The organism is Mesorhizobium sp. GW821-FHT07A06 (assembly GCF_059419085.1).
Genome location: NZ_JBWKRC010000003.1, coordinates 403,295 through 422,070 on the forward strand (window position 1 = coordinate 403,295; position 18,776 = coordinate 422,070).

Below are 18,776 nucleotides of genomic sequence, written 5' to 3' on the forward strand. Positions count from 1 at the left end.
TCGGTGGCGGCTTCGATTGCCAAGGGAATCGCCGCTGGCTAGCTTGTCCAAAAGCAGGGAGCGCTGATGTCGGTCGAACGGACCCTTTGGGAAGAAGACGCAACCGGCCTCGCCGATCTGGTGCGCAGGGGCGAACTGTCGGCGATCGAGCTGACCGAAGCGGCGATCGCGCGCGCCGAGGCCACGCGGCCCGAAATCAATGCCACGGCCGAGCCGCTCTACGAGGCCGCGCGGGCGCGGGCCAGGACCATCGACCGCTCCCTGCCGCTGGCCGGCGTGCCCTTCGCCATCAAGGACCTCGGCATCGCCATCAAGGGCGTGCCGTCGCATGGCGGCAGCCGCATTCCCGCCTGGGTGCCCGGGGTCAATTCGGTGATGACCGACCGCTACCTTGCCGCCGGGCTGATCCCGATCGTCACCTCGACATCGCCGGAGCACGGGCTGCGGCTGATGACTGAATCAAAGGCCTTCGGCATCACCCGCAATCCCTGGAATACCGGCCACACCAGCGGCGGCTCGTCGGGTGGCGCGGCAGCCCTCGTCGCCGCCGGCGTGGTGCCGGTGGCGCATGCCTCCGATGGCGGCGGCTCGATTCGGGTGCCCTCCGCCTGCACGGGCCTGGTCGGCCTCAAGACCTCGCGCGGCCGCATCCCGCTGACGCCGCTGGTGAGCGAAAGCTGGTACGGCATGGTGGTCGACCATGCTGTCACCCGCTCGGTGCGCGACACCGCGCTGCTGCTCGACCTCACCCATGGCCCGGACTCCTTGTCGCCCTATGCCGCGCTGCCGCCGAAGGGCACGTTCGCCGCCGCCGCCGCGCGCGATCCCGGCCAACTGAGGTTGGCCGTCTATCGCAAGTCGCCGCTTGGCCTGCCGATCTCGGCCGAAACAATGAAAGCGCTCGACATGGCGGTGGCGCTTGCGCGAGAGGGCGACCATACGGTGGAGGACATAGACCTGCCCTTCATCGACCGTGACTTCTTCGCCGACTTCTGCAGGACGGTTGCTTCGGCCGTCGCCGGCATGCTGCGAGCGGAAGCGCTGCGCGTCGGCCGTTCCGTCACCGGCGATATCGAGCGCGCCACGCGGGTGCTGGGCCGGTTGGGCGAAATGGTCTCGGCCGGCGAGACCTATGCCGGCCTGCAGCGGCTCCATGCCGCTTCGCGGCGGATGATCGAGGAAACCGCGCACTATGACGCGGTGCTGATGCCGATCATCGCCCACCCGCCGCTCGCCTGCGGCGCCATGGATCCGAAAGGCGCCGATGAACTGATCGAGAACCTGCTCGACAAGCTTCACCTGACGCCCCTGCTGAAGCTCAAGCCGCTGTTCGGGCAGCTGATGGACAAGAGCCTTCTGTTCACGCACTGGCCGGCGATCCACAATGTCAGCGGCCAGCCGTCTATCGCGCTGCCAGTCCATGTCACCGACGCCGGCCTGCCGCTCGGCATTCAGGCCGCCGGCCGTCCGGGCGACGAGGAGACGCTTTTGTCCTTCGCCGCGCAGATGGAGAAGATTTCGGGTTGGCTGGGCCGTAGGGCGCCCCTGATGGCTCCGTCGCGATGACGACGTCGTGAGACGTTCGAATATGACAGCAATGCCATTTGCCCCCTGCGCCAATTCCCGCTAAGACGCCGCCGTCCTTACCTGATGCAGGTCGGCCCAAAATGCCTAGCGGTTTTGGAGCAGCGGCATGCACAAACCAAAAGCCAGGGAACCGCCCCGATGACGGACATCGCCGCCACCGCCGAGATGCAGGCAGCCCTGCTGTCGCGAGCCCTGCCCTACATGCAGCGCTACGAGCATAAGACCGTCGTGGTGAAATATGGCGGGCACGCCATGGGCGACATCGAACTCGGCAAGGCTTTCGCCCGCGACATCGCGCTGTTGAAGCAATCCGGTGTCAACCCGATCGTCGTTCACGGCGGCGGCCCGCAGATCGGCGCCATGCTGACCAAGATGGGCATCGAATCCAAATTCGAAGGTGGGCTGCGCGTCACCGACCAGAAGACGGTGGAGATCGTCGAGATGGTGCTGGCCGGCTCGATCAACAAGGAGATCGTCGCGCTGATCAATGCCGAGGGCGAGTGGGCGATCGGCCTGTGCGGCAAGGACGGCAACATGGTGTTCGCCGAAAAGGCGCGCAAGACCATGATCGACCCGGATTCCAACATCGAGCGCGTGCTCGATCTCGGCTTTGTCGGTGAGCCGGTAGAGGTAGACCGCACGCTGCTCGACCTTCTGGCGCGCTCCGAGATGATCCCGGTGCTGGCGCCGGTGGCGCCCGGCCGCGACGGTCACACCTACAACATCAATGCCGACACCTTCGCTGGCGCCATCGCCGGCGCCTGCAAGGCCTCTCGTCTTTTGTTCCTGACCGACGTGCCGGGTGTGCTCGACAAGAACAAGAAGCTGATCGACGAGCTGACCGTCGCCGAGGCCAGGGCGCTGATCAAGGACGGCACGGTCTCGGGCGGCATGATTCCCAAGGTCGAGACCTGCATCGAGGCGATCGAGCGCGGCGTCGAAGGCGTCGTCATCCTCAACGGCAAGACGCCCCATTCGGTGCTGCTCGAACTCTTCACCGAGCACGGCGCCGGCACGCTGATCGTGCCCTAGTAAAATATCAGCCGGCTAATCTTTTCTCCGGCGGTTCGCGATTTGCGGTGGAAAGCGCCGGTTTCGGCACCGCGCGCCGAACGGTCATCGATTCTTCCTCGGCGTCCTGCGGCGCGCCCCAGAATTCGGCAAGCGTCGGGCCGTCTTTCACCCTGATGTCGCCGACCAGAAATCCCCAGACTTCGCGGAACCAGACGCGGCGGCCCATTTTGGTGTACCAGCGCATCGAGTGGCGCTGCTCGGGATCGGGATGGAACAGGATGCGCGCCAGCGCCTTCGGCCTGGACTGCACGGCAAGTTCGATGAGCTTGACGCTGAAGAACAGCACCCACGGCTTCAGCCGCGTCATGTGCAGCACCTGGTGCTTGTAGTCCCAGAGCCGAGCATCTTTTTGGATGACCTTGCGGTTGCGCGCGATGCTGAAGAACGGCGTCCAGCGATGCGGCGTCACATAGAGCGCCTGGATCTGGTCGGGGTCATAGGCGATGAGCTGGCGAAAGCCGCGCCACAGGTCGCGAAACCCTTCATCCTCGAAGCCGGCCACCCAGGTCGCCATCGACAGGATGCCGTGGTGGCGCAGCAGTCTGATCGCCTCGCGGTCGGATGAGGTGCTGCCGCCCTTCCGGATCAATTGAAGCGTCTGCTCGTCGGTGTTTTCCATGCCAAGCAGCCAGCGGATGACACCGGCCTTGCGGTAGAGATGCAGTATGTCGGCGTCGCGCACGATGTCGTCTGCACGCGTCGAGCCGACGATCAGCACCGGCACGTCCTCGGCGATCAGCGCATCCAGGAACGCGCGCCAGGCCTTCTTGGAAACCGTCGGGTTCTCGTCGGCGAGATTGATCAATTCGACGCCGTGTTCGCGGTATAGCCAGGCGATCTCCCGCGCGAATTTCTTGGGATCGCGATGCCGCCAGCGGGTCCAGAAGCCGCGCTGGCCGCAATAGTTGCACAGATGCGGACAGCCGCGCGAAAACTGCATCACCACGGCACGCTTGCCGCCCCAATAGCTGTACCTGTCATGGTCGATCAGCTCCCAGCCGACACGGTAGGCGTCGAGCTCGGCAATGGTCATCGCCGCCTGCGTGGCGAAGGGCCGGCGCAGAGCGTCGCGAAAGGCGACACCCGCCACGCTCGCCGGCGGCTGGTGCATCTCCAGCGCCTCGACCAGCGCCACCACGGTCGCCTCGCCCTCGCCGCGCACGATGAAGTCGAAAACATCCGTCGCAGCCAGAATGTCGTGCCAGTGATAGGTCGGGAAAACGCCGCCATAGATGATGATGGTCGCCGGCTCGCGCTGCTTGACCATCGCGGCGATCAGCAAGGCGGTCGGGTGCGCCGAGGTCGAGCCGGAATGGCCGATCAGGACGAAGTCCGGGAAGTCGTGCAGAGCGTCGCCCACCACTTTCTCGAGCGGCATCGGCCCGAATTCGGCATCGACGAGCCGCACGTCATGACCGGCATCGATCAGCGGGCCGCCGATCGCCAGCAGGCCGAGCGGCGGCAGATGGTCGTCGGGCACGCGGCTGCCGATGGCGGTGTGCGGTGGATTGATCAGGACGATTTTCATGGCGGACCTCATGGAGAGATGGTCCGCGTATGCTGATCCGGGATGTGGACCCCGGATGGGCTCGTTTCAGCAGTTTGCGTGCAGCTTTTCCCCAGGCAACGAGGAAGGCTGGCGCCGTCATCGCCTGAGATGCGCGAGCGGCACGTGGCCTGGCCCCTTGATGTTCTGCAGCACCAGTTGGGTATGGACGTCGCGCACGCCGTCGAGCCGCATCAGCCGGTGCATGACGAAGGCGTTGAGCTCGTCGACCGACGGCACCATCACGTGCAGCAGGAAATCGTGGTCGCCGGTCATCGTCCAGCACGAGGACACCTCGTCCATGCGCTGCACGGCGGCAATGAAGCTCTCGGGCGAGCCGTCGCTGTGGCTGACAAGGCGGACCTGGATGAACACCTCGACCATAAGACCGACCGCGCGGCGGCTGATCACGGCTGCAAAGCCCTTGATGATGCCGGCGTCCTGCAGTGCCTCGAAGCGTCGTGCGCATGGCGTCGTCGACAGGCCGATCTCTTGCGCCAGCTCGGAGACCGGCTTGCGGCCATCACGTTGCAGGACATCGAGCATCTTGATCTCGAAATCGTCGAATTGAGGCATTTTCACTCCTTCTGCGCGGATTGTGAGTGAATATTATCTCCAATATCGCCGCCGAACCATCATCAAAACCGATTTGCCTCGACGAATCCGGCTAGCCTCTTGGCACGTCAGCAATCGATGATCTGCTAGGAGGAAACCATGACGACGATGACCGTTGCCGAATATGCCCGCGACTGCGCGGCACAGGGGTTGCGCGGCGACTATTCGGTCTGCCGTGCCGATTTCACCGTGGCGCAGGGCTATGATTACAGCGCCGAGGAACAGGCGGTATGGCGCACTTTGTGCGACCGCCAGACCAAACTGACGCGCAAGCTCGCCCATCATTCCTATCTCGACGGTGTCGACAAGCTCGGCCTGCTCGACCGCATCCCCGATTTCGAGGATGTCAGCGCCAAGCTGCGCAAGCTGACCGGCTGGGAGATCGTCGCGGTGCCGGGTCTCATTCCCGCCGCCCCCTTCTTCGATCATCTGGCCAATCGCCGCTTCCCGGTCACCAACTGGCTGCGCACCAGGCAGGAACTCGACTACATCGTCGAGCCCGACATGTTCCACGATTTCTTCGGCCACGTGCCGGTGCTGTCGCAGCCGGTATTCGCCGATTTCATGCAGATGTATGGCAAGAGGGCCGGCGACATCATCGCGCTCGGCGGTGACGAGATGATCACAAGGCTCTACTGGTACACGGCCGAATACGGCCTCATGCACGAGGCCGGCCAGCCGTTGAAAGCCTTTGGCGCCGGCCTGATGTCATCCTTCACCGAACTGCAGTTCGCCGTCGAGGGCAAGGACGCCCATCACGTGCCCTTCGACCTCGAAACGGTGATGCGCACCGGCTACGAGATCGACAAGTTCCAGCGCGCCTATTTCGTGCTGCCGTCCTTCGACGCCTTGCGCGATGCCTTCCAGGGCGCCGATTTCGAGGCGATCGTGGCGCGCCGCAAGGGCCAGCCGGCGCTCGACCCGGCGACGGTCTGATACATCTCGCCCAAAGACCCAGAGCGCGTCGCATGGATCCGTTTCAATGCGACGCGCTTTGGACGCTTTGACCCCGACAGGCTATTGCATGGCGGCCGGGTTCATCCACAAGAACTCCCAGACGTAGCCGTCGGGATCTTCGATGTGGCGGTTGTACATGAAACCGAGGTCCTGCGCCGGATTGGGATCGGCGCGGCCGCCGGCCGCCACGCCCTTCTCGATCGTCGCATTGACCTCGTCCTTGCTGCCGGCGGTGAGGGCGATCAGCATCTGGCTGTCGCGCCTGGCGTCGCCGATCTGACGCGTGGTGAACTGGCCGTAATGCTGGTGCGTCAGCAACATGACCCCAATGGAATCCGAGAACATGATCGAGCTGGCCTGGTCGTTCGAGAATTGCGGGTTCAGTGTGCCTCCGACCGCGAGATAGAAGTTGGTCGCTGCCTGCAGATCGCGCACCGGTAGATTAACGAAGATCATTTTGCTCATCGGCATAAGCCCTGCTTTCGTTGACGGGTACTAGCCAGTCTAGTACTGTGGGTGTGACTATCATGCGGGAACGGTACCGTCTAGTACCGGTCAGGAGGATTCCATGGAAATCGACGGTGAGACCAGATCGGCGCGCAAGGATCGTGAAATCATCCAGGCGGCCACGGCGGCGTTCATCAGCAAGGGTTATGACGGGACCAGCATGGAGGAAATCGCCACCAGGGCGGGGGCTTCCAAGCAGACCGTCTACAAGCACTTCACCGACAAGGAGACGCTGTTCGGCGAAGTCGTTCTGTCAACCGCCACCCAGGTCAACGACATCATCGAGTCCGTGACGACGCTGCTTTCCGAGGCGAGATTCATGGAAGGCGGCTTGCAGCAGCTTGCCCGAAGTCTGATCACGATGCTCATGGATGAAGAATTGTTGAGGCTGCGGCGCCTGATCATCGCCAACGCGGATCGAATGCCGCAGCTTGGCCGCAGTTGGTACGAAAAAGGTTTTGAGCGCATGCTTGCCTCGACGGCGTCCTGCTTTCAAAAGCTCACCAGTCGGGGACTGATACAGACCAGTGACCCCTATCTGGCGGCCAGCCATCTTTTTGGAATGCTTCTTTGGATCCCCATGAATGAAGCCATGTTCACGGGAAGCAACCGGCGCTCCAGGGCCGAACTGGAACAGCACGCGGACGCCTCGGTGGAGGCGTTTCTTGTCACCTATGGGGTCAAGCCGAAATAGTCTGGGTCCCCGCAGACATTTGCGGTGACGGCGCGAATAAACGGCGCGTTATCGCACAGGGGTGTCCGCACCCTCGGCCTTCAGCCGGGCGAGTTGTGCACGCTGAAGGTCGAGGGCCGCGTTGATGAAACGCGATATGGTCGCGAGCTCGGCGTCGCTGAAGGTGGCGATCACCTTCTCGCCCTCCTTGGCGATGGCGCCGTAATAGCGCGACGACAGCTCCCTGGTCGCCTCGGTCGCTTCGATCACCACCTTGCGCCTGTCTTCAAGGCTGCGCGTGCGTGTCAGCAGGCCGCGCGCTTCCAGCCGGTCGATCAGCGCCGTTACCGCTGCCGGCGTCAGCCCGGTCGCGGTCGCGATCGCGCCGGCCGATTGCGGGCCGCTATAGAGCAGCCCGATGCAATGGCGTTCGGCCATGTTCAATCCAAGCTTCGTGCCGACCGCTTCGTCATAGGCCTGCGTGGCGTCCTGCCATTGCATCACGGCAAGGCCGATCGCGGCCGTCATCTCGTCGCGATGCACGCTTGACGAATTTATTTCGATCATCTAACTATCAATCCGTCTAACATTTAGACTATCGCAACAATATGCGGCCCGGGCCCCGACAAGGCAAGTGCCGGTCGCCGACAAGGAGTGAAAAATGAGCCTGATTCAACAGCGTGCGCCCCTCTCGCACGAGGAGGAATTCAAATACGCCAAGCTGGCGATGGAATGGTATGGCTGGGGCTCTCCCATCGGCCTCGGCATCCTGCTCGTCGCGCTGGCCGCCGCGGCCGTGCTGGTGCGCCTCGCGATCTACGGCTTTTGACGGCCCTGCCGGGCTTCCGCCGGGGCCGTTGTCGGCTCCGGCGACATATCGGTTTGCAGCGGAGCGAATGGGCTCGCGGTGCACCGTCAGACCGCGACCACCTTGCTCAGATGGTCCCCCAGCCGGCAGGCCAGCGCGGTGATCGTCGTCGTCGGGTTGGCTTGACCCGAGGTGCAGAACACCGAGGAGCCGCCGACATAGAGATTGTCCATGCCGTGCACCTTGCAGTTGGCGTCCACCACGCTCCTGGTAACGTCGGTGCCCATGCGCGTGCCGCCCATGTGATGGTGGCCAGCGGTCTCCTCGTCGGTCGGGTAGTCCTCGGCGTTGGCAATCCAGTCCATCAGGCGAACGCGGCCGAGATCCTTCTCGATGAGCGTCGTGCCGAACAGTTTCAGGCCTTCGACAAGCGTGCGGCGTTCCAGCTCCGATTTCTTCCAGTGCAACTCGATGCGCGGCACGCCGGCATGGTCGACATCGGTCTTCGACAGCTCGATCTGGTTGGAGGCCAGCGGCGCCTGTTCCCAGGCTACGTAGAGCTGGGCCGCGCAGCGCAGGTTCTGGCTGAGCTGATAGGCGACCCATTCGGCCATGTCGGGTGCCGTGCAGGCGAGGTCGGCAATCACATGCTTGACGCCGGCATAGGGCGTCTCGATCAGCCTGATGCCGAAATTCATGATCCGCAGGCGCTCCATCGCGGCGAGCGTCGGCGAGAAGAAGGCTTCGTTGACGGCATCGACCTCGAACTCGCTGTAGTCGGCCAGGATGGCATTGCCGCCCTCGAAGGTCGGATGTTCCATCCAGTAGCGGCCGAGCGCCGTGGCGTTTGGGACCACGCCGCCGTTGGAGCGCTGGTTCGACCACAGAAGCAGGCGCGAATTCTCCAGCCCGCCGGTACAGACGATGAAATAGTCGGCGCTGAAGGTGCCGGCATCCTGGCCGTTCGACCACAGTTTGGCGCCGGTCACCCGTTTGCCGTCGCCGGCAAGTTCGGTGGCATAGGTGTTGAGCACGACGGCGATGTTGCGGCTCCTGTCGAGCTCGTCGGCGAATTTCTCGCCGAAGCGCACAGCCGGGCTCTTGATCAGCTGTACCCAGCGTATGTCGTCCGAGATAGGCACGTCAGGCCGGAAATCGGGAAGCTCGAGGATATCGTGCACCTCGGGTAAGTAGGGCTCGATGTCGGCGCGGCGGATTGGCCAGCCGGTGTCGGGTGCCCAGGCCTTCGGCTCGAAATCCTGCTTGTCGAGCACGCGGCACCAGCCGGCCCAGTGGTTGGAGCTGCCGCCCATATACCGCAGCCGGGTGATGTCGAGATCGAAATAGAAGTCGCCGACCGTGGTGCCGCGGTAGAAATCCTGCGACTCGTCGCTGAACTCGCGCGAACCGGCCTCCAGCACGACGACCTGGATGCCGGCAGCGCTCAGCTTGCGGGCGATGGTGGTGCCGGCCGGACCGGAACCGAGAATGCAGACCCTGGGCTTGAAGGTGGCTGCGCGGTACGCCTCGTAGCTGTCGAAGATCATGCCAGGTCGCTCCGCCTGAGGATCCAGCCATTGACCTCGACAATTTCGTTCGGGTCGGCCTGGGATCGACTGGCATGGGTGGCGCCGGCCTCGGGCAGCTTGCGGAACAAGGACAGGGCAGGCAGTGCGATTATCGCCCGCACGAGTGTGCGGCGTGACATTTTTTTGAAGAAACTCATGACAGGTCTCTCGCATAGGGGCTTCGACGCGCATGCCATTCCCCGAACGGCACACGCATCGTCACAGACGCCAGTATCGTGCCAAGTCAGGCCTCAAGGCAGCGAAAAGGCGGGCAAGCGGTACAACCGAATGCACACAGGGTTAGAAATTCCTTAACAGGCGGGTGTGCCGGGCCGGCCGCTCAGGCGGCCGCGGAAATGTCCGTATCGAGGATCGACAGATTGCGGCCGGCATGCTTGGCCTGATAGAGGCGCTGGTCGGCGGCACGCATCAGCTCCGAGACGTTTGCATCTTCTCCGCAGACGGTGCCGCCGATGCTGACGGTCAGCGGAATGGTCCGTTCGTCGACGGGCCGGAAGCGGATCAGCTCGACCTCGCGGCGAATGCGCTCGGCAACGCGCTTGGCTTCTTTTTCCGTGGCTCCGACCAGAAACGCCCCGAACTCCTCGCCGCCAATGCGCCCGAGCACGTCGCCGCTACGCACGCCGCGCTCGATGGCGCCGGCGATCAACAGCAAGGCGTCGTCGCCGGTCAGATGGCCGAAACTGTCATTGATCTTCTTGAAATGATCGGCGTCGATGATCAGCAGCGCCCCGCGGTCGGACTTGCGCCGGGAGCCGTCCAGCGCGGCGAAGAAACTCTCCCGGTTGAGCATGCCGGTCATGTCGTCGCGGCTCGCCTTTTCCGACAAGCGGCGGTGTGCCGCGGCAAGCTGGGCGTGCGCCCGGGCCAGTTCGCGGTGCGCGTTTTTCAGCCTGTCGCTCTGCCAGAAGGTGCTGATGCAGGCCACCCATGCAAGGACCAGCGGGCAGAGGGTCGAGGTCAGCCAGATCGTCCGGTTGATCGGAAATCCCATGGCCGGAACGATGATCAGCGTGAGCAGAAGAGAGGCGGCGACGGAGGCAAAAGCGATAGCGGCGGATTTCAGAATGATGCTGTTCATCGCGGGCTCCCACAGGACTGTCTCTGTGCCAGCAAGCCCTGAAGGCCACCTTTCCCGGTTGCTTAAAATTTGAATCGTGAGGCCATTTCCACCACTAAAAGCGCGTGGAAGTTGTGGATAAAGTCCCTTTCAGAATCCCCGTTTCATGCCATAAGGAGCGCATGACCACGCTGCCTGATCCCGCCCGCTTCGCACATGTCACCGACTGGGTGTTCGACCTCGACAACACGCTCTATCCGCATCATTCGAATCTGTTCTCGCAGATCGACGTCAAGATGACGGCCTATGTCGGGGAGCTGCTGGCGTTGCCGCGCGACGAGGCGCGCAAGCTGCAGAAGGAGCTTTATCTCGAATACGGCACGACGCTGAACGGACTGATGACGCGCCACGGCATCGATCCCGACGATTTCCTCGAGAAGGTCCATGATATCGACTATTCATGGCTGGTGCCCGACCCGGTTCTCGGCACCGCCATCCGCCAGCTTCCCGGCCGCAAGTTCATCTTCACCAATGGCGACCGCAAGCACGCAGAGCGCACCGCGCGCCAGCTCGGCATCCTCGATCATTTCGACGACATCTTCGATATCGTCGCCGCCGGCCTCAATCCCAAGCCCGCTCGCCAGACCTATGAGAAGTTCGCCGAACTGCACGCGGTCACCGGCCACAATGCCGTGATGTTCGAGGATCTCGCCCGCAACCTGGAGGTGCCGAAGGCGCTGGGCATGACCACCGTGCTGGTGGTGCCGCGCAATTTCGAGCCGACCTTTTCCGAGATCTGGGAACGCGACCCCGCGCAGGATGACGATGTCGATTTCGTCACCGACGATCTGGCGGGGTTTCTGACTGCGATTGTGGAGAGGGAGTAGGTGGAGGGGAATTGAGGAATTGGAGAACTGAGGAATTGAAGAACGATCTGGCCCCTTTTTCCTCAATTCCTCAATTCTCCAGCTCCCAGCCCTACTCCCCTAACTTGTAGAACCGGCTGATAATGCCCCAAGCCTCGTCGGCTGTGTCGACGAAATCGATGATGTCCTGGTCGCCGGGGCTGATCGTGCCTTGCTCGGCGAGGAAGTCGAGGTCGATGGCCCTTTTCCAGAAGGATTTGCCGAACAGGATCACCGGCACGCGCTCCATGCGTCCGGTCTGGATCAAGGTCAACGTTTCGAAGAACTCGTCCATCGTGCCGAAGCCGCCAGGAAACACCGCCACCGCCTTGGCGCGCATGACGAAATGCATCTTGCGGATGGCGAAATAGTGGAAGTTGAAACAGAGCTCCGGCGTCACATAGGGGTTCGGCGCCTGCTCGTGCGGCAGCACGATGTTGAGCCCGATCGACGGCGCCCCAACGTCATCGGCGCCGCGATTGCCGGCCTCCATCACACCAGGGCCGCCGCCGGTCACCACCACATATTCGCGGTAGTATGACGCCGCCGACTGCTGTGAGCACAGACGGGCGAATTTGCGCGCCTCCTCGTAGTATTTGCTGTTTTCCTCGAGGTTCTTCTTCTGCGTCTCGTTCTTGGCCGCCCAGGCTTCGCCGCCCGGTTCCGGCAGGCGCGCGCCGCCGAACAGGATCACCGTCGAACGTATGCCACGCTCGGCCAGGATCATTTCCGGTTTCAAAAGTTCGAGCTGCAGCCTGACCGCCCGCAATTCGCGCCGCGTCATGAAGTCAGGGTCGTTCCAGGCAAGCCGGTACGTCTCGGCCCGCGTCTGCGGCGTGTCCGGCACGCTTTTCGACCGCTCCAGATCCTCGTCCGAATGCGGCAGCGGCGTCCATCCCGCCTTTTCCATGGGAGTCATCGAATCCACCCGTCCAATTCCTTTACTTGCGTCGTCCCGTGACGCAGCCACGATTGACCCCCATTGAGCCTTAACATAAGCAGGTTCCGCAAAAGTGTCCGGCGGTTTTGCGACAAGAACCTGCTACATGCAAAGACCCAAGCATGCAAAGCATGCCTGGGGGTCCGCGCGACTCTCAAAACAGGTTAAGGCGCAGCCCCTTAACAGCTTGGTAATGGAGCAAATTCATGTCGAAGCCCGATCTGGCGAGCCTCGAAAAGACCATCGAGAAGGCCTTCGAGGAGCGCGACTCCATTTCGACCGCGACACGCGGCGAGACGCGCGACGCCATCCAGTCGGCGCTGGACCTGCTCGATCGCGGTAGCGCCCGCGTCGCCGAGCGGCAGGCCGACGGCAAGTGGCACGTCAACCAGTGGCTGAAGAAGGCCGTGCTGCTCTCTTTCCGCCTCAACCCGATGGAGGTCATCAAGGGTGGCCCGGGCCAGGCCGTCTGGTGGGACAAGGTGCCCTCCAAGTTCGACGGCTGGAGTGCCGTCGATTTCGAGAAGGCGGGATTCCGCGCTGTGCCGTCGTCGATCGTGCGCCGCTCTGCCTATGTCGCGCCAGGCGCCGTGCTGATGCCGTCCTTCGTCAATGTCGGCGCCTATGTCGATAGCGGCACCATGGTCGACACCTGGGCCTCGGTCGGCTCCTGCGCCCAGATCGGCAAGAACGTTCACCTGTCGGGCGGCGTCGGCATTGGCGGCGTGCTGGAGCCGATGCAGGCCGGTCCCACCATCATCGAGGACAATTGCTTCATCGGCGCGCGTTCGGAAGTCGTCGAGGGCTGCATCGTGCGCGAGGGTTCGGTGCTCGGCATGGGCGTCTTCATCGGCCAGTCGACCAAGATCGTCGACCGAGCCACCGGCGAGATCTTCTACGGCGAGGTGCCGCCAAACTCCGTCGTCGTCGCCGGCTCGTTGCCCGGCAAGCCTCTTCCAAACAACGAACCCGGCCCCAGCCTCTACTGTGCCGTCATCGTCAAGCGCGTCGACGCCAAGACCCGCTCCAAGACTTCGATCAACGAATTGCTGCGCGATTGATCTTTCCGCCGGGCGGGCGCACCTTCCGCCGGCGCGACAATCGGTCGCGCTGGTTCAACATGGAGGGGTGACATGGACTGGAAGTATCTGCTGACCAGCTATGAGGGTCGCATCAACCGCGCAAAGTTCTGGGCTTGCGTGGGCGTGATTTTCGTCGGCGCGGTGATCGCCACAATTCTCGACAACATACTGGGTACGACATTCAACCACATGCCGTACGGCTTTATCTATTTGCTCTACGCGTTGGCCATGCTCTATTCGGTCTTCGCCGTCTATGCCAAGCGCTGGCATGACCGAGGCAAGTCCGGCTGGTGGAGCCTGATCATTCTGGTGCCTTTCATCGGCGCGATCTGGTTTCTGGTGGAATGCGGCATTCTCGAAGGCGCCAAGGGTGCCAATCAATACGGATCGGACCCGCTTGCCTGACAGTTCAAATCTCACCTGGCTTTTCTTCAAGACATCGGGCCGCGTCAGTCGCGCGGCCTATTTTCTTGGTGGCTTGCTGGTCGCCATCATCCAGGCGTTCCCGCTCTATCGCTTCACGCTGGTGCCGGAAGGCTCGGCCGAGAGCAACATGTGGTCGTTCATCTTTTTCATCGCCTTCATTGCCTCGCTATGGTCGAACATCGCGCTGGCGGTGAAGCGGCTGCACGACCTCGACAAGCCGGGCATTGCCGCGCTGATCCTGTTCGTGCCGGTCGTCTCGATTGTCGCCTTTCTTGTGCTGTGCCTGTTTCCAGGGCAGCCTGGGCCCAACCGCTATGGCCGCCGTACCAACGAGCCGGCGCAACCCTAGAGCCGGATGATCTCAGGTCTAATCGACCTGAGATCTGAATCCGGCTCTAAATCAAAGAGATAGAGCATGATGTCGTCCGAAAGCCGGTTCACACTTTTCGGCATCACGCTCTGAGGACCGATCGGACATGCGCTACCGTACGCTTGATCCGAAACTGATCATCGAGACCGCCGAGCGGCTCGAGGGGCGCGTCGCGGAACGTTTTCCCAAGGCCGGACTGCGTGGCGTGGCCGCCGAGCTGGTATCGCTGTCGCGCGATCTGGCCAAGGCGGCGAAAGGGCTCGAGGAGCCGATCTGGTGGCTGCGCGGTCTCATCGTCGCTGCCTTCATCAGCGGTGTGCTGATCTTCCTGTTCGTCGGCACCATCCTGCCGCTCGACCGCATTTCCGGAACCGACGATGCCGTGCAGTCGGTGCAAGGCATCGAGGCTTCGATCAACACCGTCATCCTCGCCGTGCTTGGCTTTCTGGCCTTGATCCGCACAGAAGAGCGCATCAAGCGCAAGAGGGTCTTTCGCCAGCTCCACGGCCTGCGCTCGCTGATCCATGTCATCGACATGCACCAGCTGACCAAGGATCCGGCGGCGCTTTCGGCCAGTTTCAAGCCGACGGCGCAGTCGCCGGCCCGCATCACCAATGCCGCCGACCTGGCGCGCTATCTCGACTATTGCTCCGAAATGCTGTCGATCACCGGCAAGATCGCCGCTCTGTTCGCCCAGTCGGTCAATGACGACGTGGTTATCGATGGCGTCAACGACATCGAGAATCTGAGCTCCAACCTGTCGCGCAAGATCTGGCAGAAGATCACCCTGATCGAGAGCCACCCGGCGGCACAACCTGTTCCGGCGCCAGGCCCGGCGAGCCAAGCCGCGCCGCTTCCGCCGCGCGCACCAAAGCGGTAACGCTTTTCAAGATCGGCGCCGGCGTGCCCGTTCTTTCAGCGAGACTGAGCACCGCCCCTTGCAGCTCGTCGATCTCCGTCGGCCGGCCGCGCTGCAGATCGTCCCACATCGAAGAGCGCGCCTCGGGATCGATCGCCAGCATGCGCCGCGCCAGCCGTTTGAACAGCCAGTCCGGCAACCGAAGCACTGTTGGCAGCAGCGCCGGCCGCGGGCCGGCGATCCGCGCCGGCGCGATGCCGCAGGCCTTCATCGCGCGCAGCGCTTCGTCGATCTGCCCGGCCAGGATCAGCCGCCAGCGCCGGTCGGCGAGTTCGTTCGCAAGCGGCAGGCCCGACAGCGCCACCAGGGCGTTGTTCAGGTTCATCAACAGCTTGCCCCACAGCACGGCCTTCATGTCGCCATGCGTCTCGACCGCCAGCCCCCCGACACTAAGAAGACCGGCGACATCGAGAAGGCCGGCGCGGCCGCCATCCTCGATCATCACCTTGCCCTCGCTGGCGCGGTGGACGCGCAGCGGCAGCTCGCCGTCGGGTGACTGCACCACGTTGAACGGCACCATGCCGGCCAGCACGGTTCGTTGGCCGAGCCCGGCGCGCAGCTTGTCGGCATTGCCGACGCCGTTCTGCAGGCTCACCACCACGGCGTCGAGGCGGGCATGGGTATTGATGAGCGCTGCCATCTCGTGTGTCGCGCGGCTCTTGACGGTGACCAGGATCACGTCCGCCCCGGGCAAGGCAGCGGCCGGATCCACGGTGATCCCAAGCACGTCGCTCTTGACCAGGCGATCGCGGCCCTCGAGGTCGCTGATGCGCAGTCCGCCCTGCTGTACGGCTGCCTCGATACGCGGCCGTGCCAGCAGAATCACCTGCCTGCCGGCGAGCGCCAGGCAGCCGCCGACATAGCAGCCGATGCTGCCGGCGCCGGCGATGACGATCCTTTTTTGCCCGTTTGCCATGCTGCCGCTCCGCACCGGCCCGACTATACGACATGAAAACCATAATGTCGGCGGCATCGTCCGCCATTGGACTGGCCTCCATGTCTGGCCGTGACAGGCCCTCAGCTTTCGACTATCGCTTTTGCCATGACGCTGCCGACCGATCCCGCCGCCAACCTCGCCGCCCTTATCCGTTGCGCCTCGGTGACGCCAGCCGAAGGCGGCGCGCTGAGCGCGCTGGAAACAATGTTGAAACCGCTAGGCTTCCTGGTCGATCGGCCGGTGTTCTCCGAGGACGGCACGCCCGACATCGAGAACCTCTATGCAAGGCGGTCCGGCAACGGCCCGCATCTGATGTTCGCCGGCCATACCGATGTCGTGCCGGTCGGCGACGAGGCCGCCTGGACGCACCCGCCTTTTGCCGCCGAGATCGCCAATGGCGAGATGTATGGCCGTGGCGCGGTCGACATGAAGGGCGGTATCGCCTGTTTCGTCGCCGCCGTGGCACGCCATGTTGAGGCGAATGGCGGCCCAAAGGGCTCGGTGTCGCTGCTGATCACCGGCGACGAGGAAGGCCCGGCCGTCAACGGCACGGTCAAGCTCCTCGAATGGGCCGCTTCCAGGGGCGAGAAATGGGATGCCTCGATCGTCGGCGAGCCGACCAATCCGGATGCACTGGGCGACATGATCAAGATCGGCCGTCGCGGCTCGATGTCGGGTTCGATATCGGTCAATGGCCGCCAGGGCCATGCCGCTTATCCGCAGCTTGCCGATAATCCGGTGCGCGGGCTGATCAGTCTGGTCGACGCCTTGCTGCATCCCGTCTTCGACAAGGGCACCAGGGATTTCCAGCCGACCAATCTGGAGGTCACCTCCATCGATGTCGGCAACCCGGCCACCAACGTGATTCCGGCCAAGGCCACCGCGACCTTCAACATCCGCTTCAACGACACCTGGACGGCCGAGACCATCCAGGCCGAAATCCACAACCGGCTCGACCAGGCGGCCAAGCGCAAGAAGTACCGGCCGGGCAAGAAGACGCCGGTCGACTACGACCTTGTCTGGCGCGATCGGCCGAGCCATGTCTTCCTGACCCGTGACGACAAGCTGGTCGACACGCTTGCCGGCTCCATCAAGGCGGCGGTTGGCAAGGAACCGACGCTGTCGACCTCCGGCGGCACATCGGATGCACGCTTCATCAAGGATTATTGCCCGGTGGTCGAGTTCGGCCTGGTCGGCAAGACCATGCACATGGTCGACGAGCGCGTTGCCCTTGCCGACCTCGAGACATTGACGCGGATCTACCAGCGCTTCATCGAAGACTGGTTCGGACAAGGCTGAGCAGCATGCTTTCGGCGGACGAAACCCAAGCCTCGTTGCTCGGTGCCTGGCGGCTGATGCTCGGCAAGGTCGATGGCCTGCGCCTGCTCGACCTGTCGGCCGACGGTTTCTGGAATTCTTTCTTCGCCATCATCGTTGCCGCGCCGCCGCTGATCGTCGGCTGGGTCGGCATCGCCAACGAGATCGGTGATCCCGATGCTTTCGTGGGGCGCTTCAGCATGCTGTTGCGCCTGGCCACGGTCGACATAGGCTCCTGGGTGCTGCCGCTGATCGCGCTCGCCCTGGTCGCGCCGCGCGCCGGCATTGGCGGCCGCTTCGTCCACTACGTCGTTGCCAGCAACTGGGCCTCGGCCATCACCGCCTGGCTGATGCTGCCCTCGGCGCTCGTCAGGCTTTTCCTCTCCTCGGCGAGCCAGGTCTCGAGCCTTGTGTCGCTGTTGTTGTTTGCCCTGTCGATGGTGCTGACCTGGCGCATGACCACTGCGACGATCGGCAAGGGCGCAGCGGTTGGAACCGCCGTTTTCGTCGGCATGTTCATCGCTTCGCTAATGGTGTTGTTCGCGCTGCAGATGCTGCTTGGCATCACCGTGCCGGACGATATCGGGGCTCAGAGCCTTTCCGGGCTCTTTCCCGGGTAGAGCCTGCCGGGCTCGGAACAGGACCTGCCGGACCCATTCCGAATAGAGCCTCCGGCCTCTATTCAGGGATAGAGCCTGCTGGCTCATCCGGGATAATCGACGCCAATGAGAAAAAGCCCGTCGGGCGGCGCCACCTGGCCACAGGCGGCGCGGTCGTGCGCCTCCAGCGCCGCCTTGAGGTCGGCCTCGGTCCAGCCGCCGTCGCCGACGCGTTTCAGCGAGCCGACCATGGAGCGCACCTGGTTGTGCAGGAAGGAACGTGCCGAGGCCCTGACCTCGATCATGTCGCCTGTCCGGCTGACATCGAGCCGCTCCAGCGTCCGGACCGGGCTGTTGGCCTGGCATTGCGTCGAGCGGAAGGTGGTGAAGTCGTGCCGGCCGAGCAGGACTTTCGCCGCCTCGTGCATGGCGACGGCGTCGAGCCGCTTCGGCACCCACCACACCTTGCCCTTTTCCAGCGCCGAGGGCGCACGTCGGTTGAGGATGCGGTAGAGATAGTGACGGCCGGTGGCCGAGAAGCGGGCGTCGAAATCGTCGGGAACGACCGTCGCCTTCAGGATCACAACATGCGCGCCGGCGGCCTGAAGATGAGCGTTGACCGCGTCGCGCACCTTGTCACCAGGCCATGCCTTGGCGAGGTCGACATGCGCCACCTGGGCCGTTGCATGCACGCCGGCATCGGTGCGGCCGGCGGCACGCAGCCGCACCGCCTCGCCGCTGAATTTCTCGATCGCCTGCTCGATCGCCTGCTGCACCGAAGGCTGGTCGGCCTGGTGCTGCCAGCCGGCGAAAAGGCTGCCGTCATATTCGATGTCGAGGCGAAAACGCGGCATGCCGGGCAGCT

At 63.5% G+C, this 18,776-nt stretch carries 22 protein-coding genes; 12 read left to right on the top strand and 10 right to left on the bottom strand.

Features of this window, described 5'->3' with window-relative positions:
* Positions 1-66 precede the first annotated feature (66 nt).
* Together AC07SZ_RS12415 and argB are read left to right on the top strand one after the other, a co-directional pair.
* Positions 67-1,566 (top strand): amidase, encoded by a 1,500-nt coding sequence (locus AC07SZ_RS12415; RefSeq protein WP_494914435.1) that lies wholly within the window; start codon positions 67-69, stop codon positions 1,564-1,566.
* A gap of 159 nt (positions 1,567-1,725) precedes the next feature.
* Entirely contained in the window at positions 1,726-2,619 is an 894-nt protein-coding gene (gene argB / locus AC07SZ_RS12420; RefSeq protein ID WP_056573602.1) for an acetylglutamate kinase, read from the top strand.
* 7 nt (positions 2,620-2,626) lie between these two features.
* On the opposite strand, the gene bchE is transcribed toward argB, so the two are convergent.
* The gene (gene bchE, locus AC07SZ_RS12425) at positions 2,627-4,189 is read right to left on the bottom strand and encodes a magnesium-protoporphyrin IX monomethyl ester anaerobic oxidative cyclase (RefSeq protein ID WP_494914436.1); all 1,563 of its coding nucleotides are present in this window, start codon (positions 4,187-4,189) and stop codon (positions 2,627-2,629) included.
* 117 nt (positions 4,190-4,306) lie between these two features.
* A complete protein-coding gene (locus AC07SZ_RS12430) occupies positions 4,307-4,783 on the bottom strand; it encodes an Lrp/AsnC family transcriptional regulator (RefSeq protein WP_023810775.1) in 477 nt (158 codons plus the stop codon).
* Between the two features lie 138 nt (positions 4,784-4,921).
* Between AC07SZ_RS12430 and phhA the strand changes: the two genes are divergently transcribed.
* The gene (gene phhA / locus AC07SZ_RS12435) at positions 4,922-5,758 is read left to right on the top strand and encodes a phenylalanine 4-monooxygenase (RefSeq protein ID WP_172371378.1); all 837 of its coding nucleotides are present in this window, start codon (positions 4,922-4,924) and stop codon (positions 5,756-5,758) included.
* 81 nt (positions 5,759-5,839) lie between these two features.
* On the opposite strand, the gene AC07SZ_RS12440 is transcribed toward phhA, so the two are convergent.
* The gene (locus AC07SZ_RS12440) at positions 5,840-6,244 is read right to left on the bottom strand and encodes a VOC family protein (protein WP_494914437.1); all 405 of its coding nucleotides are present in this window, start codon (positions 6,242-6,244) and stop codon (positions 5,840-5,842) included.
* Between the two features lie 103 nt (positions 6,245-6,347).
* On the opposite strand from AC07SZ_RS12440, the gene AC07SZ_RS12445 reads away from it, so the two are divergent.
* On the top strand, positions 6,348-6,980 hold the full coding sequence (locus AC07SZ_RS12445; protein ID WP_056573596.1) for a TetR/AcrR family transcriptional regulator: 633 nt from the start codon (positions 6,348-6,350) through the stop codon (positions 6,978-6,980).
* Between the two features lie 48 nt (positions 6,981-7,028).
* Here AC07SZ_RS12445 and AC07SZ_RS12450 read toward each other — a convergent pair whose 3' ends face one another.
* A complete protein-coding gene (locus tag AC07SZ_RS12450; RefSeq protein WP_494914439.1) occupies positions 7,029-7,526 on the bottom strand; it encodes a MarR family winged helix-turn-helix transcriptional regulator in 498 nt (165 codons plus the stop codon).
* Between the two features lie 94 nt (positions 7,527-7,620).
* Between AC07SZ_RS12450 and AC07SZ_RS12455 the strand changes: the two genes are divergently transcribed.
* On the top strand, positions 7,621-7,788 hold the full coding sequence (locus AC07SZ_RS12455; RefSeq protein ID WP_171883271.1) for a hypothetical protein: 168 nt from the start codon (positions 7,621-7,623) through the stop codon (positions 7,786-7,788).
* Positions 7,789-7,874: 86 nt separating this feature from the next.
* Here AC07SZ_RS12455 and AC07SZ_RS12460 read toward each other — a convergent pair whose 3' ends face one another.
* The 3 genes from AC07SZ_RS12460 to AC07SZ_RS12470 form a co-directional block, all read right to left on the bottom strand.
* The gene (locus tag AC07SZ_RS12460; RefSeq protein WP_494914440.1) at positions 7,875-9,314 is read right to left on the bottom strand and encodes a GMC oxidoreductase; all 1,440 of its coding nucleotides are present in this window, start codon (positions 9,312-9,314) and stop codon (positions 7,875-7,877) included.
* Entirely contained in the window at positions 9,311-9,493 is a 183-nt protein-coding gene (locus AC07SZ_RS12465; protein ID WP_056573587.1) for a hypothetical protein, read from the bottom strand. Before AC07SZ_RS12465 ends, AC07SZ_RS12460 begins: the two co-directional genes overlap by 4 nt.
* Before the next feature lie 182 nt (positions 9,494-9,675).
* Positions 9,676-10,437, bottom strand: a complete 762-nt coding sequence (locus AC07SZ_RS12470; protein ID WP_056573584.1) for a GGDEF domain-containing protein — start codon at positions 10,435-10,437, stop codon at positions 9,676-9,678.
* A 161-nt stretch (positions 10,438-10,598) separates the two neighbouring features.
* On the opposite strand from AC07SZ_RS12470, the gene AC07SZ_RS12475 reads away from it, so the two are divergent.
* On the top strand, positions 10,599-11,303 hold the full coding sequence (locus tag AC07SZ_RS12475; RefSeq protein WP_056573581.1) for a pyrimidine 5'-nucleotidase: 705 nt from the start codon (positions 10,599-10,601) through the stop codon (positions 11,301-11,303).
* A 91-nt stretch (positions 11,304-11,394) separates the two neighbouring features.
* Here AC07SZ_RS12475 and AC07SZ_RS12480 read toward each other — a convergent pair whose 3' ends face one another.
* Positions 11,395-12,240: an LOG family protein gene (locus tag AC07SZ_RS12480; RefSeq protein ID WP_081294967.1), complete on the bottom strand. Its 846-nt coding sequence runs from the start codon at positions 12,238-12,240 to the stop codon at positions 11,395-11,397.
* 227 nt (positions 12,241-12,467) lie between these two features.
* On the opposite strand from AC07SZ_RS12480, the gene dapD reads away from it, so the two are divergent.
* From dapD to AC07SZ_RS12500, 4 genes are all read left to right on the top strand, one after another.
* Entirely contained in the window at positions 12,468-13,322 is an 855-nt protein-coding gene (dapD, locus tag AC07SZ_RS12485) for a 2,3,4,5-tetrahydropyridine-2,6-dicarboxylate N-succinyltransferase (protein WP_056573572.1), read from the top strand.
* Between the two features lie 72 nt (positions 13,323-13,394).
* Complete coding sequence (locus AC07SZ_RS12490; RefSeq protein WP_056573568.1) at positions 13,395-13,748, top strand: DUF805 domain-containing protein; 354 nt, start codon at positions 13,395-13,397, stop codon at positions 13,746-13,748.
* Positions 13,741-14,118 (top strand): DUF805 domain-containing protein, encoded by a 378-nt coding sequence (locus AC07SZ_RS12495; RefSeq protein ID WP_010912753.1) that lies wholly within the window; start codon positions 13,741-13,743, stop codon positions 14,116-14,118. The genes AC07SZ_RS12490 and AC07SZ_RS12495 overlap by 8 nt, the downstream gene beginning before the upstream one ends.
* 127 nt (positions 14,119-14,245) lie before the next feature.
* A complete protein-coding gene (locus AC07SZ_RS12500) occupies positions 14,246-15,019 on the top strand; it encodes a hypothetical protein (RefSeq protein ID WP_494914441.1) in 774 nt (257 codons plus the stop codon).
* Here the strand turns inward: AC07SZ_RS12500 and AC07SZ_RS12505 are convergent.
* Positions 14,922-15,974 carry a 2-dehydropantoate 2-reductase gene (locus tag AC07SZ_RS12505; RefSeq protein ID WP_494914442.1) on the bottom strand — a complete coding sequence of 351 codons (1,053 nt, stop codon included), beginning with the start codon at positions 15,972-15,974 and terminating at the stop codon, positions 14,922-14,924. The two genes, AC07SZ_RS12500 and AC07SZ_RS12505, sit on opposite strands and share 98 nt — an antisense overlap.
* 126 nt (positions 15,975-16,100) lie before the next feature.
* Here AC07SZ_RS12505 and dapE point away from each other — a divergent pair, with 126 nt between their 5' ends.
* Complete coding sequence (dapE, locus tag AC07SZ_RS12510) at positions 16,101-17,294, top strand: succinyl-diaminopimelate desuccinylase (protein ID WP_056573562.1); 1,194 nt, start codon at positions 16,101-16,103, stop codon at positions 17,292-17,294.
* Positions 17,295-17,299: 5 nt separating this feature from the next.
* Positions 17,300-17,932, top strand: a complete 633-nt coding sequence (locus AC07SZ_RS12515; protein WP_494914444.1) for a transporter — start codon at positions 17,300-17,302, stop codon at positions 17,930-17,932.
* Positions 17,933-18,015: 83 nt separating this feature from the next.
* Here AC07SZ_RS12515 and truA read toward each other — a convergent pair whose 3' ends face one another.
* Positions 18,016-18,765, bottom strand: a complete 750-nt coding sequence (truA, locus tag AC07SZ_RS12520) for a tRNA pseudouridine(38-40) synthase TruA (RefSeq protein ID WP_494914446.1) — start codon at positions 18,763-18,765, stop codon at positions 18,016-18,018.
* Positions 18,766-18,776: the final 11 nt, after the last annotated feature.

Coding starts and splice junctions, on each gene's coding strand:
- AC07SZ_RS12415 (WP_494914435.1), top strand. CDS start 67: ATGTCGGTCGAACGGACCCTTTGGGAAGAAGACGCAACCGGCCTCGCC.
- argB (WP_056573602.1), top strand. CDS start 1,726: ATGACGGACATCGCCGCCACCGCCGAGATGCAGGCAGCCCTGCTGTCG.
- bchE (WP_494914436.1), bottom strand. CDS start 4,189: ATGAAAATCGTCCTGATCAATCCACCGCACACCGCCATCGGCAGCCGC.
- AC07SZ_RS12430 (WP_023810775.1), bottom strand. CDS start 4,783: ATGCCTCAATTCGACGATTTCGAGATCAAGATGCTCGATGTCCTGCAA.
- phhA (WP_172371378.1), top strand. CDS start 4,922: ATGACGACGATGACCGTTGCCGAATATGCCCGCGACTGCGCGGCACAG.
- AC07SZ_RS12440 (WP_494914437.1), bottom strand. CDS start 6,244: ATGAGCAAAATGATCTTCGTTAATCTACCGGTGCGCGATCTGCAGGCA.
- AC07SZ_RS12445 (WP_056573596.1), top strand. CDS start 6,348: ATGGAAATCGACGGTGAGACCAGATCGGCGCGCAAGGATCGTGAAATC.
- AC07SZ_RS12450 (WP_494914439.1), bottom strand. CDS start 7,526: ATGATCGAAATAAATTCGTCAAGCGTGCATCGCGACGAGATGACGGCC.
- AC07SZ_RS12455 (WP_171883271.1), top strand. CDS start 7,621: ATGAGCCTGATTCAACAGCGTGCGCCCCTCTCGCACGAGGAGGAATTC.
- AC07SZ_RS12460 (WP_494914440.1), bottom strand. CDS start 9,314: ATGATCTTCGACAGCTACGAGGCGTACCGCGCAGCCACCTTCAAGCCC.
- AC07SZ_RS12465 (WP_056573587.1), bottom strand. CDS start 9,493: ATGAGTTTCTTCAAAAAAATGTCACGCCGCACACTCGTGCGGGCGATA.
- AC07SZ_RS12470 (WP_056573584.1), bottom strand. CDS start 10,437: ATGAACAGCATCATTCTGAAATCCGCCGCTATCGCTTTTGCCTCCGTC.
- AC07SZ_RS12475 (WP_056573581.1), top strand. CDS start 10,599: ATGACCACGCTGCCTGATCCCGCCCGCTTCGCACATGTCACCGACTGG.
- AC07SZ_RS12480 (WP_081294967.1), bottom strand. CDS start 12,240: ATGACTCCCATGGAAAAGGCGGGATGGACGCCGCTGCCGCATTCGGAC.
- dapD (WP_056573572.1), top strand. CDS start 12,468: ATGTCGAAGCCCGATCTGGCGAGCCTCGAAAAGACCATCGAGAAGGCC.
- AC07SZ_RS12490 (WP_056573568.1), top strand. CDS start 13,395: ATGGACTGGAAGTATCTGCTGACCAGCTATGAGGGTCGCATCAACCGC.
- AC07SZ_RS12500 (WP_494914441.1), top strand. CDS start 14,246: ATGCGCTACCGTACGCTTGATCCGAAACTGATCATCGAGACCGCCGAG.
- AC07SZ_RS12505 (WP_494914442.1), bottom strand. CDS start 15,974: ATGGCAAACGGGCAAAAAAGGATCGTCATCGCCGGCGCCGGCAGCATC.
- dapE (WP_056573562.1), top strand. CDS start 16,101: ATGACGCTGCCGACCGATCCCGCCGCCAACCTCGCCGCCCTTATCCGT.
- AC07SZ_RS12515 (WP_494914444.1), top strand. CDS start 17,300: ATGCTTTCGGCGGACGAAACCCAAGCCTCGTTGCTCGGTGCCTGGCGG.
- truA (WP_494914446.1), bottom strand. CDS start 18,765: ATGCCGCGTTTTCGCCTCGACATCGAATATGACGGCAGCCTTTTCGCC.